Source organism: Streptomyces sp. NPDC057702 (assembly GCF_042799315.1).
In the GTDB taxonomy this organism is placed as follows: Bacteria; Actinomycetota; Actinomycetes; order Streptomycetales; family Streptomycetaceae; genus Streptomyces.
Window position 1 is genome coordinate 52,418 of sequence record NZ_JBHVJC010000028.1, and the last position, 17,764, is coordinate 70,181.

1 protein-coding gene is annotated in these 17,764 nt (G+C 76.9%); it reads left to right on the forward strand.

The window, feature by feature from the left end:
* The first annotated feature begins 16 nt into the window (after nt 1-16).
* Nucleotides 17-17,449, forward strand: coding sequence for an amino acid adenylation domain-containing protein (locus tag ACFVFR_RS21790; RefSeq protein ID WP_383704189.1), 17,433 nt, complete (start codon nt 17-19; stop codon nt 17,447-17,449).
* Nucleotides 17,450-17,764: the final 315 nt, after the last annotated feature.

The following is a 17,764-nucleotide window of genomic DNA, read 5'->3' on the forward strand; positions in this document are numbered from 1 at the left end:
TTTGGACATCTTGCCGTTGTCCCCCCTGCAAAAGGGCTTGTTCTTCCTCTCGTCGTACGACGAGAGCGCGCTGGACGTCTACACCGTCCAGCTCGGCTTCGACCTCGAAGGGGAGCTGGACGTCGAGCGGCTGCGCACCGCCGCCGACGCCCTGCTGACCCGGCACCCCAACCTCAAGGCGGCCTTCCGTCAGCGCAAGAACGGCGAGCCCGTCACCCTCGTCCCGCACCAGGTCGAGCTGCCCTGGCGGGAGGTGGACCTGTCCTCCCTGGCCGCGGACGCCCAGCGCGAGCGGCTGGACCAGCTCACCGACGAGGACCGGCGCACCCGGTTCGACCTGGGCAGCCCGCCGCTGATCCGCTGCGCCACGATCCGCCTGGGCCCCGCCAGGCACCGGCTGCTGCTGACCCACCACCACCTGCTGCTCGACGGCTGGTCGACGGCGAGGGTCATCCAGGAGCTGTTCGCGCTCTACGCCGCCGCCGGCGACCCCTCGGCCCTGCCGCCCGTGCGCCCCTACCGCGACTACCTGGCCTGGGCCGCCGCCCAGGACACCGTCGCCGACGAGCGGGCCTGGCACGCGGCGCTGGCCGGGCTTGAGGGGCCGACGCTGGTCGCCCCCGGCGCCGCCGACCAGCCCCCCGCCGAACCGGGCACCGTCACCGTCGACCTGGACCCGGAGCTGGCCGCCGCGCTGACGGCCACCGCGCGCCGGCTGGACGCCACCGTGCCCACGGCCGTGCAGCTGCTGTGGGCCCTGGTGCTCGCCGGCCGTACCGGCCGTACGGACGTCGTCTTCGGCTCCACCGTCTCCGGCCGCCCCGCCGAACTGCCGGGCGTGGAGTCGATGGTCGGCCTGTTCATCAACACCGTCCCGATCCGCGTCCGGCTCCGCTACGAGGAGACGTTGACCGCGCTCCTGGGCCGGGTCCAGGCCGAACAGGCCGCCCTGCTGCCCCACCACCACCTGGGGCTCGGCGACATCCAGCGCCTCGCCGGCCTGGGGCCGCTCTTCGACACCCTCGCCGTCTTCGAGAACTACCTCGTGGACTCCGGCACCGCCGACACGGGGCCGGCCGACGCCGGGCGGGACACCGTCTTCGCGGGCCTGCGCGTGGGCGCCATCACCGGACAGGACGCCACCCACTACCCGCTGACGCTGGTCGCCGCGCCCACCGGGGACGGCGGGCTCGGCCTGCGGTTGCGCTACCGCTCCGACGCCCTCACCGAGCCGGACGTACGCGGCGTGGCCGACCAACTGCGCCGCGCCATCGAGGAGTTCACCGCCGACCCCGAACAGCCCCTGGCCCACCTCGACCTGCTCACCCCCGCCGAGCGCGCCCGGGTGACCCACGAGTGGAACGGCCACCTCACCCCGGTTACGCCGCGTACCCTGCCCGAGCTGTTCGAGCGCTGGGCGCACGAGGTGCCCGCCCGGCCCGCCGTCACCGACGGCGCCGTCGAGCTGACCTACGGCCAGCTCAACGCGCGCGCCAACCGGCTGGCCCACACCCTCATCGGCCTCGGCGTCGGCCCCGAGCGGCCCGTCGGCGTGGCCCTGCCGCGCGGCGCCGACGTCTACGTCGCCCAACTGGCCGTCGGCAAGGCCGGTGGCGTCTTCCTGCCGCTCAACCCCGACTACCCCGCCGAGCGGTTGCGCGCACTGGTCGACGACGCCCGCCCGCACCTGATCCTGGCCGCCCCCGGCGTGGACCCCACCCCCTGGGCGCCCGGCACCCCCGTCGCCCACCTGGCCGACCTCCCGCAGGACGGGCCCGACCACGACCCCACCGACGCCGACCGACACCAGCCGCTGCGGCTGGAGAACGCCGCGTACGTCATCTACACCTCGGGCTCCACCGGCACCCCCAAGGGCGTCCTGGTCGCCCACCGGCCGCTGGCCGACCTGGTCGCCTGGGCCCACGACCGCTTCGCCACCGCCCCGGGCGACCGGGTCACCCAGTTCGCCTCGCCCAGCTTCGACGTCACCTTCTGCGAACTGGCCAACTCGCTGTTCGCCGGCGCCACCCTGGTCGTGGTGCCCGAGGAGGAGCGGGCCGGCGCGCCGCTGGCCGACTTCCTGGTGCGGGCGCGGATCACGCTCGCCGTCATCCCGCCCACCGTCGTCGCCTCGCTGCCCACCGACGTCGCCCTGCCCGCCGACATGACGATGATCGTCGGCACCGAGGCGCTGCCCGCCGAGGTGGTGCGCACCTGGGCGCGCCGACACCGCCTGTTCAACGCGTACGGGCCCACCGAGGCCGTGGTCAACTCCGCCACCTGGCTCGTGCCCGCCTCCTGGGACGGCGGCCCCGTCCCGATCGGCCCCCCGGACGTCAACAAGCGGGCCTACGTCCTGGACGGGGCGCTGCGCCCGGTCGCGCCCGGCGTGCTCGGCGAGCTCTACGTCGCCGGCGTCGGCCTGGCCCGTGGCTACGTCGGCCGCCCCGGCACCACCGCCGACCGCTTCGTCGCCTGCCCCTTCGGCCCGGCCGGCACCCGCATGTACCGCACCGGCGACCTCGCCCGCTGGAACGCCTCGGGAGAGCTGGAGTACGCGGGGCGCACCGACCACCAGATCAAGATCCGCGGCTTCCGGGTCGAACCCGCCGAGATCGAGGCGCTGCTGACCGACCACCCGGCCCTCACCCGCGCCGTGGTCGTCGCCCGCGCCGACGCGGCGGGCACCAGGCGCCTGGTGGCCTACGTCGTGCCGGCGACCGACGCCGAGGTCCAGACCGGGGAGCTGACCGCGTGGGTGGCCGCCGCGCTGCCCGAGCACATGGTGCCCGCGGCCTTCGTCACCCTGGACACGCTGCCGGTCACCGGCGCCAACAAGATCGACCGGACGGCGCTGCCCGCCCCCGACCTCACCCCCGCCAGCGAGGGCACCGCCCCGCGCGACGCGCGCGAACGCGTACTGGCCGGTCTGTTCGCCGAGGTCCTGGGCGTACCCGAGGTCGGCGTACACGACAGCTTCTTCGCGCTGGGCGGCGACAGCATCTCCTCCATCCAGCTCGTCGGCGCCGCCGGCCGGCAGGGCCTGCGGCTGCGCCCGCGCGACGTGTTCGAGCGCCGCACCGTGGCCGCCCTGGCCGCCGTCGAACAGCGGTCCGCCGAACCCGCGCCGGCCGCCGTACCCGCCACCGGCGGCGCGCCGCTGACGCCCATCCTGCGCTGGCTGGTCGAGCGCGGCGGGCCCATCGCCGACTACCACCAGTCCACCGTGCTGCGCACCCCGGCCGGCACCACCACCGCCCACCTCGTCGCCGGACTCGGTCAGGTCATCGACCACCACGACGCGCTGCGCGCCACGCTGACTCCCACCGCCCTGGAGTTCCCCGCCCCCGGCACGCTGGACGCGGCCCGCCTGGTGGAGCGGGTGGACGCCACCGGGCTGCCGGCGGCCGAGCACGCCCGGACGCTGCGTGCCCGCGCCACCACGGCCGCCCGCGCCCTGGACCCCTTCGGCGGCACCATGCTGCGCCTGGTGTGGCTGGACGCCGGGCCGCGCGAGCCCGGCCTGCTGGCCGTCCTCGTCCACCACGCCGTGGTCGACGGCGTCTCCTGGCGCGTGCTCACCGAGGACCTGGCGGCGGCCTTCGACGCCGCCGCCCAGGGCCGCAGGGCCAGCCTGCCGCCGGTGGGCACCTCGCCGCGCGCCTGGACGCTCGGCCTGGCCGAGGAGGCCGCCTCCGCGCGGCGCACCGCCGAACTCGCGCACTGGCGCGCCCTCGCTGACGGTGACCCGCTCCAGATCAGCCCGCTGCCGCTGGACGCGGCCACGGACACGCTGGGGACGCTGCGTACCGTCGCCGTCGAACTGCCGCCGGCGGTCACCGGACCGCTGCTGACCGAGGTGGCCGAGGCGTTCCACACCGGCCCCGACGCCGTGTTGCTGACCGCCCTGGCGCTGGCCCTGGCCGACTGGCGCGGCCGGGCACGGCCGGTGCTGGTCGACATCGAGGGCCACGGCCGGGTGGAGGAGGCCGTTCCGGGGGCCGAGCTCTCCCGCACGGTCGGCTGGTTCACCAGCGTCCACCCCGTACGCCTGGACCTGACCGGGCTCGACCCCGCCGGGGCCGCGTACGCCTCCGCCGCCCTCAAGCGGGTCAAGGAGCAGGTGCGGGCCGCTCCCGACAGCGGCATCGGCCACGGCCTGCTGCGCCATCTGCGGCCCGCCGCCGACGAGGCGGGTGCCGCGCTGCCCACGGCCGCCATCGGCTACAACTACCTCGGTCGTTTCGGTGCCGGCGACGGGGCCGAGCGCGACTGGGCACCCGCCGCGCTGACCGGCTCGCTCGGCGGCGGCGCCGACGACAGGCTGCCCGCCTCGCACACCCTGCAACTCAACGCCTCCACCCTCGACGGTCCCGAGGGGCCCCGGCTCCAGGCCGCGTTCACCTTCCCGGCCCGGCTGCTGGCCGCCCCGGACGTGGAGCGGCTGGCCCAGTGCTGGCTCGCGGCCCTGAGGGCGCTGGCCGCGACCGGTGCCCGCCCCGGCGCCGGCGGCCACAGCCCCGGCGACTTCCCGCTGGTGAGCGCCGCGCAGGAGGAGATCGAGGCGATCGAGGCGGCGAGCGGACCGCTGGCCGACCTGCTGCCGCTCTCGCCCCTCCAGCAGGGCCTGTTCTTCCTGTCCTCCTACGACGCCGACGGCACGGGCCCCGACGTCTACACCACCCAGCTCACCCTGGAGGTCGAGGGCGACCTGGACGCCGCGCGGATGCGGGCGGCGGCCGACGACCTGCTGGCCCGCCACCCGAACCTGCGCGCCGCCTTCCACATCCGACCCGACGCGCAACCGCTCCAAGCCATCCCCGAGCGGGTGCGCATGCCCTGGCGCGCGATCGACTTGGGCCCCACCGACCAGGCCGCCCCGACGGACCACCGGGACGACGCCACCCACGGGGGCCGGGCGCCCACCGCCGCGCCGCACGCCGCCGTACCCGACGAGGTGCGCGCCCGGGCGCGCCAGGTGCTCGCCGAGGAGCGGGAGCGACGCTTCGACCTGGCGGTACCTCCCCTGACCCGGCTGACCCTGATCCGGCTCGGCGAGCGCACCCACCTGCTGTCGCTGACCTCCCACCACCTGCTGCTCGACGGCTGGTCGGGCCCGCTGCTCATCCGCGACCTGCTCGACCTCTACCGGGGCACGCCCGAGCCGGCCCCGCGCCCCTACCGCGACTACCTGCTCTGGCTCGCCGACCGCGACCCGGCCGCCACCGCCGACGCCTGGCGCGCCACCCTGGCCGACATCGACGGGCCCACCCTGCTGGCGCCCACCGCCTCCGCCGCGCCCGCGAGCGTGCCGGGCCGGGTGGCGGTGGACCTGCCGGCCGACCTGGCCACGCGGATCACGACCTTCGCCCGCGCCGAGGGCGTCACCGTCAACGCGGTGCTCCAGGCCGCCTGGGGCGTCCTCCTGGGCTGGCTCACCGGACGGACCGACGTCGTCTTCGGCGTCACCGTCTCCGGCCGCCCCGCCGACCTGGACGGCGCCGACCGCATGATCGGCCTGTTCATCAACACCCTCCCCACCCGCGTCACCCTGGCCCCGACCCAGCGGCTGGTGGAGGTCGTGCACGCGGTGCGCGACCAGCAGGTCCGCATGATGGACCACCAGTACGCGTCACTGGCCGAGCTCCAGCGGGCGAGCGGGCACCGCGAACTCTTCGACACGCTGCTGCTGTTCGAGAACTACCCGGTCGACTCCGAGCAACTACGCCGCACCGAGCGGCGCGCGGGCCTGGCGGTCACCGGCGCCCAGGGCCACGACGCCACCCACTACCCACTGGTGCTCGTCGCCCTGCCCGGCACCGACCGGCTCGGCCTGGCCATCGACCACCGTCCCGAACTGCTGCCCGCCGAGCGGGCCCGCGCCATCGGCGCCCACCTGGTCGAGGTGCTCGACCAGTTCGTCAGCCGGCCCAGCACACCGGTGGCCGCCCTTCGGCCGGCCACCGTCGACCAGCGGGCGGCGCACGGCCCCACCCGGCCGATCGCGCCGGCGGGACTGGCCGAGCGGTTCACCCGACAGGCGGCGGCGACCCCCGAGGCCACCGCGCTCGTCGCCGGCGACCAGGAGTGGACCTACCGCCAACTCGACCAGCGCGCCCGCCTGATCGCCGCCCGCCTGACCGCGCGCGGCGCCGGCCCCGAGCACCTGGTGGCCCTCACGCTGCCCCGCTCGGCCGACCTGGTCGCCACCTTGCTGGCCGTGGCCCACACCGGCGCCGGCTACGTCCCCGTCGACCCCGAGTTCCCCGCCGAGCGCGTCGCCTACCTGCTGGCCGACACCCGCCCGGTGCTCGTGGTGGACGCGGCCTCGCCGGTGCTCGCCCCGCGCCAGCCGGCCGAGGCCCAGCCCACCGCGCCCGCGCCGACCGTCCGGCCCGAGGGCACCGCGTACGTCATCCACACCTCGGGTTCCACCGGCCGCCCCAAGGGCGTCGTCGTCACCCACCGGGGCCTGGGCAACCTGCTGGAGGCGATGGCCGACCTGCTGGGCACCGGCCCCGGCGACCGGCTGCTCGCCGTGACCACGGTCGGCTTCGACATCGCGGCCCTCGAACTCTTCGTACCGCTGTGCACCGGCGCCACCGTCGTCCTGGCCGACCGCGCCCAGGTCACCGACCCGCGCCTGCTGGCCCACCTGGCCGCGCGCACCGGGGCCACCCTCATGCAGGCCACGCCCTCGCTGTGGCGGGGCATCGCCGAGACGGTGCCCGAGGCGTTGGCGGGCCTGCGCGTCCTGTCCGGCGGCGAGCCGCTCGCGCCCGACCTGGCGACCACCCTCGCCACCCGGGGCGCGCGCCTGGTCAACCTGTACGGGCCGACCGAGACCACCGTCTGGTCCACGGCCGGCGACCTGACGGCCGACCAGGAGCCGCACATCGGGCACGCCCTGCCCAACACCTCCGCGCACGTGCTCGACCCGTGGTTGCGCCCGGTGCCCGCCGGCACCCTCGGCGAGCTCTACCTCGGTGGCGCGGGCCTGGCCCGTGGCTATCTGGGCCGGCCCGCGCTGACCGCCGAGCGTTTCGTGGCCTCGCCGTTCGGCCCGCCCGGCGCCCGCCTCTACCGCACCGGTGACCTGGCCGCCTGGCGCCCGGACGGCACGCTGCGCGTCGCCGGCCGCGTCGACCACCAGGTCAAGATCCGGGGCCACCGGGTGGAGCCCGGCGAGATCGAGACGGCCCTGCGCGAGCACCCACGGGTCACGGACGCGGTGGTGGTCGCGGTGCCCGACCCGGTGGGCACCCCCCGCCTGGTCGCCTACGTCACCGGGGCGCCCGAGGGCCTGCCGGAGTTCCTGTCCGCCCGGCTGCCCGCACACCTGGTGCCCTCGCTGACGGTGCCGCTGGAGCGGCTGCCGCTGACCCCCAACGGCAAGGTGGACCGGGCCGCGCTGCCCGCCCCCGAACTGGCCGTCACCGAGCGCGGCCGGGCCGCCCGCGACCCGCGCGAGGCCGTGCTCGTCGCCCTCTTCGCCGACCTCCTCGGCCAGCCCGACGCCGGGCCCGACGACGACTTCTTCGCCCTGGGCGGGCACTCGCTGCTGGCCATGCGCCTGGCCAACCGCGTGCGCTCCGCGCTGGGCACCGACGTCGCCATCCGCGACGTCTTCGACCACCCCACCCCGGCCGCCCTCGCCGAGGTGGTGCTGCCCCGTGGGACGCACCGCGCGCCCCTGACCCGGGGGGAGCGCGGCGCGCGGGAGCCGCTGTCCTTCGCACAGCGCCGGCTGTGGTTCCTGCACCGGCTGGAGGGCCCGAGCGCCACCTACAACCTCTACTTCGCGCTCCGCCTGACCGGCGATCTGGACGCCCCCGCGCTGCGCGCCGCCCTCGCCGACCTCCTCGCCCGCCACGAGCCGCTGCGCACGGTCTTCCCCGAGTCCGAGGGCCGGCCCGAGTCGGAGCCCTCGCCCGAGGACGGGGGAGAGGCCCTCGCGAGCGCGCCGGGCGCCGCCGCCGCGCCCGCCGACCAGGACGCCCTCGGCATCCCCTACCAGCGCGTGCTCGACGCGACCCAGGGCGCCACCGCCCTGGGCGACCTGACCCCGGTGCCGGTCACCGAGGCGGGCCTGGACGCGGCGCTGCGCGCGGACGCCACGGCCGCCATCGACATCACCCAGCAGATCCCGCTGCGCGTCCGGCTGCTGCGGGTGGGCGGCGACCACGTGCTGTCCGTGACGCTGCACCACATCGCGGGCGACGAGTGGTCCATGCGCCCCCTGGTCCAGGACCTGCGCGCGGCGTACGCGGCCCGCCGTCGGGGCACGGCCCCCACCTGGCCGCCGCTGCCCGTCGCCTACGCCGACTACGCCCGCTGGCAGCGCGAGGTCCTGGGCGCCGAGAGCGACCCGGAGAGCCTGCTCTCCCAGCAGGCCGACTACTGGCGCCAGGCCCTGCGCGGGGCACCCGAGGAGCTGGCCCTGCCCTACGACCGGCCCCGCCCGGCCGTCGCCGACAACCGGGGCGGCGCCGTGTCCTTCGAGCTCGGCCCCGAGGTCCACCGGGCGCTGCGGGCGTTGACCGCCGAGACGGGCGCCAGCGTGTTCATGGCCGCCCAGGCGGCGCTCGCCGCGCTGCTGGCCGGACACGGCGCCGGCACCGACATCCCCATCGGCACGCCGGTCGCCGGGCGCGGTGACGCGGCCCTGGACGACCTGGTCGGCTTCTTCGTCAACACCCTGGTGCTGCGCACCAGCGTCGCCGGCCGACCCACCTTCCGCGAACTGCTGCGCCGCGTACGGGACACCGACCTGGCCGCCTTCGAACACGCCGACCTGCCCTTCGAGCGCCTGGTGGACCTGCTGGCCCCCGAGCGCTCGCTGGCCCGCCACCCGCTGTTCCAGGTGATGCTGGTCTTCCAGAACCTCAGCGGCGAGAGCCCCACCCTGCCGGGCCTGGACGTCACCCCGCTCGGTGCCGACCCCGGCGTCTCCCGCTTCGACCTCGGCTTCACCCTGGCCGAACGGCCCGGCGGACAGGGCATCGCGGGCCTGCTGCACTACCAGAGCGCCCTGTTCGACCAGGCCACCGCGCGCTCGCTGGCCGACCGTTTCGCGGCCCTGGTCCAACGGCTGGTCGAGCGGCCGGACACACCGCTGCACCGCGTCCCGCAACTCGACGCGGCCGACCACGCCACCGCCCTGGCCAGCGCCACCGGCCCGACCCGTGACCTGCCCGCGCGGACCCTGCCGGCCCTGGTGGCCGCCGTCTGCGCCGACACCCCCGACGCCCTCGCCCTGGTCGACGGGCAGGGCCACACCCCGCTGACGTACGCCGCGTTCGACGCGCGCGTCGGCCGCCTCGCCGCCCTCCTGCGGGCGCGCGGCGCCACCCCGCACACCCGCGTCGCCATCGTGCTGCCGCGCTCGGTCGACCTGGTGGTGGCGGTGCACGCGGTGCAGCGCGCCGGCGCCGCGTACGTGCCCGTCGACCCCGACTACCCGGCCGAGCGGGTGGCCCACATGCTCGCCGACAGCGCCCCGCGCGTGACCCTCACCGACGCCGCGCACGCGCCGGACCTGCCCGCCGACCACACCCCGCTGGTCCTGGACACGCCCGCGACCGAGGCCGAACTGGCCACGGCCGACCCGGTGGGCCCGCCCGCCGAACTGACCGGCGCGCACCCCGCGTACGTCATCTACACCTCCGGTTCCACCGGCCGCCCCAAGGGCGTGGTCGTCTCGCACGCGGCGGCCGTCAACCGGCTGTCGTGGATGCGCGAGGAGTACGCCGTGGGGGCCGGCGACCGGGTGCTGCACAAGACGCCGGCCAGCTTCGACGTCTCGGTGTGGGAGCTGTTCCTGCCGCTGCTCGCCGGCGGCACGCTGGTCGTGCTGCCCGACGGGGCGCACCGCGACCCCGCGCTGGTGGCCGACGCCATCGACCGGCACCGGGTGACCGTCGCGCACTTCGTGCCGTCCATGCTGGCCGCCTTCGCCGCCCACCTGGACGACGAGGCCACCGGCGCCGAGCACGCCCGCTCGCCACGGCTGGTGTTCGCCAGCGGCGAGGCGCTGCCGCCGGCCGTCGCGGAGGCCACCCGCCGCGCTCTGCCCGGCGCGGCGCTGCACAACCTGTACGGCCCCACCGAGGCCGCCGTGGACGTCACCGCCTGGCCCACCGGGCCCGCCGACACGGCCGCCGTACCGATCGGGCTGCCGGTGTGGAACACCCGCGCCCTGGTGCTCGACCCCTGGCTGCGCCCGCTGCCGCCGGGCGTCGTCGGCGAGCTCTACCTCGGCGGCGACCAACTCGCCCAGGGCTACCTGGGGCGGGCCGCGCTGAGCGCCGAGCGCTTCGTGGCCGACCCCTACGGCCCGCCGGGCGGGCGCCTGTACCGCACCGGCGACCTGGTGCGCCGCCGCGCCGACGGCGCCCTGGTCTTCGTCGGCCGCGCCGACGGGCAGGTCAAGCTGCGCGGGCTGCGCGTGGAACTCGGCGAGATCGAGGCCGTGTTGGGCGAACACCCGCAGGTCGCCGCGTGCGCCGTGACGGTACGCGAGGACCAGCCGGGCCAGCGCTACCTGGCCGGCTACGTCGTCGCCGCCGGCGCCGAGGCGAGCCCCGAGGACCTGCTGGCCCACCTGGCCGGCCGGCTGCCGGACCACATGGTGCCCACCGCGCTGGTGGCCCTGGACGCGCTGCCGCTGGGCCCCAGCGGCAAGCTCGACCGGCGCGCGCTGCCCGCGCCCGACCTGGCCGGCGCCGCCACCCACACCGCGCCGCGCGACGCCCGCGAGGCGCTGCTGGCCGACCTGTTCGCCGACCTGCTGCGGACGCCCCGGGCCGGCGTCGAGGACAGCTTCTTCGCCCTGGGCGGCGACAGCATCCTCTCCATCCAACTGGTCGCCAGGGCCCGCCGGGCCGGCCTGGTCATCACCCCGCGCGACGTGTTCGAGCACAAGACGGCCGCCGCCCTGGCCCGCGCCGCCACCCCGGTGGCCGGCGCGCCGAAGCCGCCCCAGGTGGCGCCCACCGGCCGGGTACCGCTCACGCCCATCATGCGCTGGGCCCTGGAGCGGGCCGACATCGACGCCCTGCACCAGTTCACCCACCTCGTCGCCCCGCCGGACGCGGACAGCGCCTCGCTGGCCACCGCCCTGGGCTGGCTGCTGGACCACCACCCGATGCTGCGCGCCCGACTGGTCGAGACGGAGGGCACCGCCGCCCTGGACGTACCGCCCCCGGGGACCGTGACCGGCGCGCGGGTCCTCACCCGAGTGGACGCGCGGGGCCTGGCCCCGGGCGCGCTGGCCACCCTGGTCGCCGAACACACCGCCCGCGCCGTCGGGGAACTCGACCCGCGCGCCGGGGTCATGCTGCGCGCCGTGTGGTGCGACGCCGGGCCCGGCGTACCCGGCCGGCTGCTGCTGGTCGCCCACCACCTGGTGGTGGACGGCGTGTCCTGGCGGGTGCTCACCCCCGATCTGGCCGCCGCGCACGCGGCGGCGCGGGCCGGGCGGGCGCTGCCCCGGCCCACGAGGGGCGGCACGCCCTTCCGGCAGTGGGCGCTCGGTCTGGCCGACGCCGCCCGCCGCCCGGCCGTCCGCGCGCAGGAGGACCTGTGGCGCGCCCGCGAGGCCGGGCCCGCGCTGCCGCTGGGTCGGCGTCCGCTCGACCCGGCCACCGACACCGCCGACACGCTGGCGCACGCCGAGCGCCGACTGCCCACCGCGCTCACCCGGGCCCTGTTGACCGAGGTGCCGGCCACCGTGCACGGCGCCGTGCCCGAGGTGCTGCTGAGCGCGCTCACGCTGGCCATGGCCCGCTGGCGGGAGCTGCGTGGCGAGCGGGGCGAGGGGTGGGACGTGGTCGCCGTGGAAGGGCACGGTCGCGAGGAGAGCGCGGTGCCCGGCGCCGAACTCTCCACCACCGTCGGCTGGTTCACCTCCTGGTACCCCGTGGTCCTGGACCCGGCGGGCGCCGACCTGACGGAGGCGCTGGGTGGCGGGCCCGCCGCCCGCGCCGTCCTGACCCGGATGAAGGAGCAGCTCCGCGCCCCGGCGGAGAACGGCATCGGCTACGGCCTGCTCCGCTACCCGCCCCACGACCCGGCACCGGACGACCGGCCCTCCGCCACCCCGACGAAGCAGGCTCCGACGCCGCCCGGCCAGGCTTCGGACGACAACACCCCCAGCGGTCAGGCGCCCGCCGGCCAGATCTCCGACGGCCAGGCCCCGCCCGCCCAGGCGCCCGCCGCCGCGACGCGACCCGCCCCGGGCGAGGGGAGTCCGCCCGGCGTGGACGTCGCCTCGGCCCCGCCCGCCGTCGACACCACCCCGCCCGTGGTCTTCAACTACTTCGGCCGCTTCACCGGGGACGGCGCGGCCGACCCCGAACACGAGACCGCCTGGAGCCCGGCCCCCGAGGCGCTGCCCGCACCCCGCCCCGGGCACCGCCGGCCCCCGGTGCTCTTCCCGCTGGAGATCAACGCCTCCACCGTGGACGGGCCCGACGGCCCGGTGCTCGGCGCCCGCTGGTCCAGCCCGGCCGGCATCCTGACCGGGGAGGAGCTGGCGGAGCTGGCCGACCTGTGGGTGACGGCGCTGACCGGGCTGGCCGCCCACGGCGGCCCGGCCACCCACACCCCCTCCGACTTCCCGCTGGTCAGCCTCGCCGAGGACGAGGTGGCCGCGCTGGACGCGCGCTACCGGGACCTGCGCGACATCTGGCCGCTGACCCCGCTCCAGGAGGGCCTGGTCTTCCTGGCCGGCATGGCCGCCGACGACGCCGAGGCATACGGATCGGACCCGGCGTACGAGGCCGGCCGCGCGGGCGCGTCGGACCCGGCCACGGCCGACGGCGAGGCCCCCGACGAGCCGGTGGACGTCTACACCATGCAGCTCGCGCTGCGCCTGTCGGGCGACATCGACACCGCCGCGCTCCGCGAGGCCGCCGCCGAGCTGCTGGCCCGCCACGAGAACCTGCGCACCGCGTTCGTGAACACCACCACCGGCACCCCCGTACAGCTGGTGCTCGACGCGGTCGAACCGGACTGGTCGGTCAGCGACCTGTCCGACCTGCCGGAGGCCGAACGCGAGGCCCTGCTCACGACGGTGGCCGCCGCCGAGCGCACCCGCCGGTTCGACCCCGCCGCCCCGCCGCTGCTGCGAATGCGCCTGGTGACCCTGGCCGCCGACCGCAGCGTGCTGGTCGTCACCAACCACCACCTGGTGCTCGACGGCTGGTCGCTGCCGCTGCTCGTCCAGGAGCTCTTCCAGCTCTACGCGGCCCGCACCGCCGGCACCCCGCCGCCGCCCCGCCGCCGCCCCTTCCGCGACTTCCTGGCCTGGCTGGTGGCGCGCGAGGCCGGCGAGGCGGAGGCGGCCTGGCGTACGGCACTGGCGGGGGTCAGTGAGCCGACGCTGCTGGCGCCGGCCGACCCGGCGCGCCGGCCCGTGCTCTCCCGGCACATCCCCCTCCAGCTCCCCGAGGCGCTGGACCGGTCGCTGACGGCGCTGGCCCGGAGCAGCGGGGTCACCCTCAACACCGTCGTCCAGTTCGCCTGGGGCGTGCTCCTCGCGCGCCTGACCGGCCGCGAGGACGTCGTCTTCGGTGCCACCGTCTCCGGGCGGCCCCCGGAGATCGAGGACGTGGAGACCATGGCGGGCCTGTTCATCAACACCCTGCCCGTCCGGCTGGACCTGCGCCCGGGCGGCACGGTGCGCGAGGTGCTGGCCCGCCTCCAGGACGAGCAGGCCAGGCTCTCGGCCCACCAGTACCTCGGCCTCTCCCGCATCCAGCGGATCGCCGGCGCCGGCGAACTCTTCGACACGCTGCTGGTGTTCGAGAGCTACCCGGTCGACGCGGACGGGCTGCGCCGCGCCGAGGAGTCCGGCTCGCTGGCCGTCACCGGCGGCGACAGCGCCGACTCCACGCACTACCCGCTCACCCTGGCCGTGGACCCCGGCAACGCCCGGCTCACCCTGGAGTACCGGCCCGACCTGTTCACCGACGACGACGCGCGGGACCTCGCACGCCGCCTGACCCGCGTCCTGGAGAGCCTGGCGGCCCGGCCCGACGAGCCCTGCGCCCGCCTGGAGGTCCTGGACCCGGCCGAGCGGTCGCGTATCACCGTGGACTGGAACGCCACCGACCAGCCGCACGCCGACCAGACCCTGCCCGAGCTGCTGGCCGCACGCGTGCGCGTGGCACCCGACGACACCGCCCTGGTCCGCGACGAGACCCGCCTGACCTTCGCCGAACTCGACGGCCGCGCCAACCAGCTCGCCTGGGAGCTGATCGCGCGCGGCATCGGACCCGAGGACGTGGTGGCGCTCATGCTGCCGCGCACCCTGGACCCGATGATCGCGCTGCTGGCCGTGCACAAGGCGGGCGCCGCCTACCTGCCCGTCGACCCCGACTACCCGGCCGAGCGCATCGGCTACCTGCTCGGCGACGCCGCCCCCCGCCTCCTGCTGACCACCACCGGCATCGACGCCAGCCGCCCGGTGGCCGAGGTCCCCGTACTCCACCTGGACCAGCGGGACGTACGCGAGCGGCTGCGCACCCGCCCCGACCACGACCCCACCGACCGGGACCGCACGCGCCCCCTGCGCCCGCAGCACCCGGCGTACGTCATCTACACCTCGGGCTCCACCGGCGCCCCCAAGGGCGTGGTCATCTCGCACCGCAACGTCGTCAACCTCTTCCACAGCCACCGCAGGGCGCTGTACGAGCCGACCGTCGCCGCCACCGGGCGCCGGAGGCTACGCGTCGGCCACGCCTGGTCGTTCTCCTTCGACGCCTCCTGGCAGCCCCAGCTCTGGCTCTTCCACGGGCACGCCGTCCACATCCTGTCCGAGGAGCTCCAGGGCGACCCGGAGGCGATGACCGCCTACCTGCGCACCCACCGGATCGACTTCATCGAACTGGCCCCCTCGGTCCTGGCCCAGCTGGAGCGGGCCGGCCTGACCGAGGGCGGGCACTGCCCGCTGGCCCTGCTGGGCGTGGGCGGCGAGGCCGTGCCCGACGTCCAGTGGACCCGCCTGAAGCGGCTGCCGCACACCCGCAGCGTCAACCTGTACGGGCCCACCGAGTGCACCGTGGACTCGCTGCTGGCCCGCATGGAGGACAGCCCACGGCAGGTCATCGGCCACCCGGTGGACAACGCGCGGGTCTACCTGCTGGACGCGGGGCTGCGCCCGGTCCCGCCCGGTGTCAGCGGCGAGCTGTACATCGCCGGCGCCGGCCTGGCCCGTGGCTATCTGGGCCGCTCCGCGCTGACGGCCCAGCGCTTCGTGGCCGACCCCTTCTCGCGTACCGGCGGGCGCCTGTACCGCACCGGGGACCTGGCGCGCTGGACCGAGCGGGGGGCGGTGGAGTTCCTGGGCCGCGTCGACGACCAGGTCAAGATCCGGGGCTTCCGGGTCGAACTCGGCGAGATCGAGACGGCCGCCGCCGACCACCCGGCCGTCGCCCAGGCCGTCGTCGTGGCCCGCGAGGACGCCGGCGTACGCCGCCTGGTCGGCTACGTCGTCCCACGCGCCGGTGCCACCGCCGACCCCGCGCGCCTGCGGGCCCATCTCGCCCAGCGCCTCCCCGCCCACCTGGTGCCCGCCGCCTTCGTGGTGGTGTCCGAACTGCCGATGACCACGCACGGCAAGCTCGACCGGGCCCGGCTGCCGGCGCCCGACTTCGGCGCCGCGGCCGGCGGCCGGGAGCCGGAAGGCGAGCGGGAGCGGGCGCTGTGCGCGGCCATGGCGGCCGTGCTCGGCCTGCCCCGGATCGGCGCGGACGACGACTTCTTCGCCCTGGGCGGCGACAGCATCGTCTCCATCCAGCTCGTCAGCCGCCTGCGCGCGGACGGCTGGCGGCTCTCACCGCGCCAGGTGTTCCTGCTGCGCACGCCCGCCGCCCTGGCCGACGCGCTGACCGGCGTCGCGCGCGGTGCGGCCGAGGCGGAGTCCGCCGGGGTGGGCACCGCGCCCAGTACCCCGATCATCGAGTGGCTGCGCGAGTTGGGCGGCCCCATCGGCGAGTACTCCCAGTCCACCGTCCTGCGGGTGCCGGCCGCGCTGGGCCTGGCCGACCTCACCTCGGCCGTCCAGACACTGCTGGACCGACACCACCTGCTGCGCGCCCGTCTGGTACGCCACCGGGCCGAGCCGGCGAGCGGGGCCGCCGAGCGCTGGGAGTTCGACATCCCCGGGCCCGGGACCGTGCGGGCGGCGGACCTGGTGGAGCGGATCGACGTGCGCGAGGTGCCCGCCGGCCGTGACCTGGCGCACGTCATGGGCGAGAAGCTGCTGGCCACCGTCGGCGAACTCGACCCGCGGGCGGGCCGGATGGCGCGCCTGGTGTGGTTCGACGCCGGCCCCACCCGCCCCGGGCGGCTGCTGATGCTGCTGCACCACCTGGTGGTGGACGGCGTGTCCTGGCGGGTCCTCCACCCGGACCTGCGGGCGGCCTGGGAGGCGGTCCACACGGGCGGCGAGGCCAAGCTGGACTCCGTCCCCACCTCGTTCCGCACCTGGTCACGCGCGTTGGCCAGCGCGGCGACCACCCCGGAGCGCGAACGCGAACTGCCGCACTGGCGACAGACGCTGGCCGCCGCCACGGCCCCGCTGGCCTCCCGCCCGCTGGACCCGGCCCGCGACACCGTCCGCACCCTCACCCACCTCAGCGTCGAGCTGGCGCCCGAGCACACCGGCCCGCTGCTGACGACAGCGGTGCGCGAGACGGGCGCCAGCGTCAACGAACTGCTGCTGGGCGCGCTGTCCGTGGCCGTCGCGCACTGGCGCGAGCGGCGCGGTGACCCGGACCCCGGACGCACGGTGGTGGCCATGGAAGGGCACGGCCGCGAGCAGGACATCGTGCCCGGCGCCGACCTCTCGCGCACGGTCGGCTGGTTCACCTCCGTCTACCCCGTGCGGCTGGACGCGGCCGGCCTCGACCTGGCCGAGGCGCTTGGCGCGCACGGCGACGGCAGGGCGCTGCGCGAGGCGGTCGGCCGCGTCGGCGACCAGCTCGCCGAGGTGGCCGACCACGGCATCGGCTACGGTCTGCTGCGCTACCTCAACCCGCGCACCGGTCCGCTGCTGGCCGCGCTGGGCACGCCCGAGGTGCAGTTCAACTACCTGGGCCGGTTCGTCGGCAGCGCCCCGGTCGCGGACGCCGACCCCGACCCCGGCGCTCCCGGGGCCCCCGAGGGTGGGCCCGACGGGGGCGGCGACTGGGCCCCGGCGCCCGAGGCGGGCGTGCTCGGCGGCGGCCGGGACCTGGACATGCCCGTGGGCTACCTGCTGGACATCACCGCCTCCACGGTCGACGGCCCCGACGGGCCGCGGCTCCGCGCCGGTTGGGTCTGGCCGGGCGGCCTCCTGTCCGAGGAGAGCGTGCGCGAACTGGCCCAGGCGTGGACGACGGCCCTGCGCGGCCTGTCCGCCCTGGGCCGCGCGCGCCCCGGCGACGCGGAGCCGGGCGCGTAGCGGCGCGGACGGCAGAGCCGGTAGCGGGCGGGGGCCAGGCCCCCGCGCGCCACCGGCGTGCCGGGAGCCCGGCGCCCGCCCGGCGGGGCGTCACCGAGACCGGTCCCCGCGAGCGCGCGCCTTCCCTTCCCGCCCCTTCGCGCCCCGGCGCCCCGCGCGCGACCCCGTGCACACGGGCGCCACCCGCGCGATCCGGACCCGCGCACGCGACCGGCCCCGTGGGCCCGGGGCGAGAAGCCGGGCCCACGGGGCCGGAGTCAACCGACCGCGCGGGCGGCGGGGCCGGCCACCCGCCAGCCCCGCACAGCGCTCAGC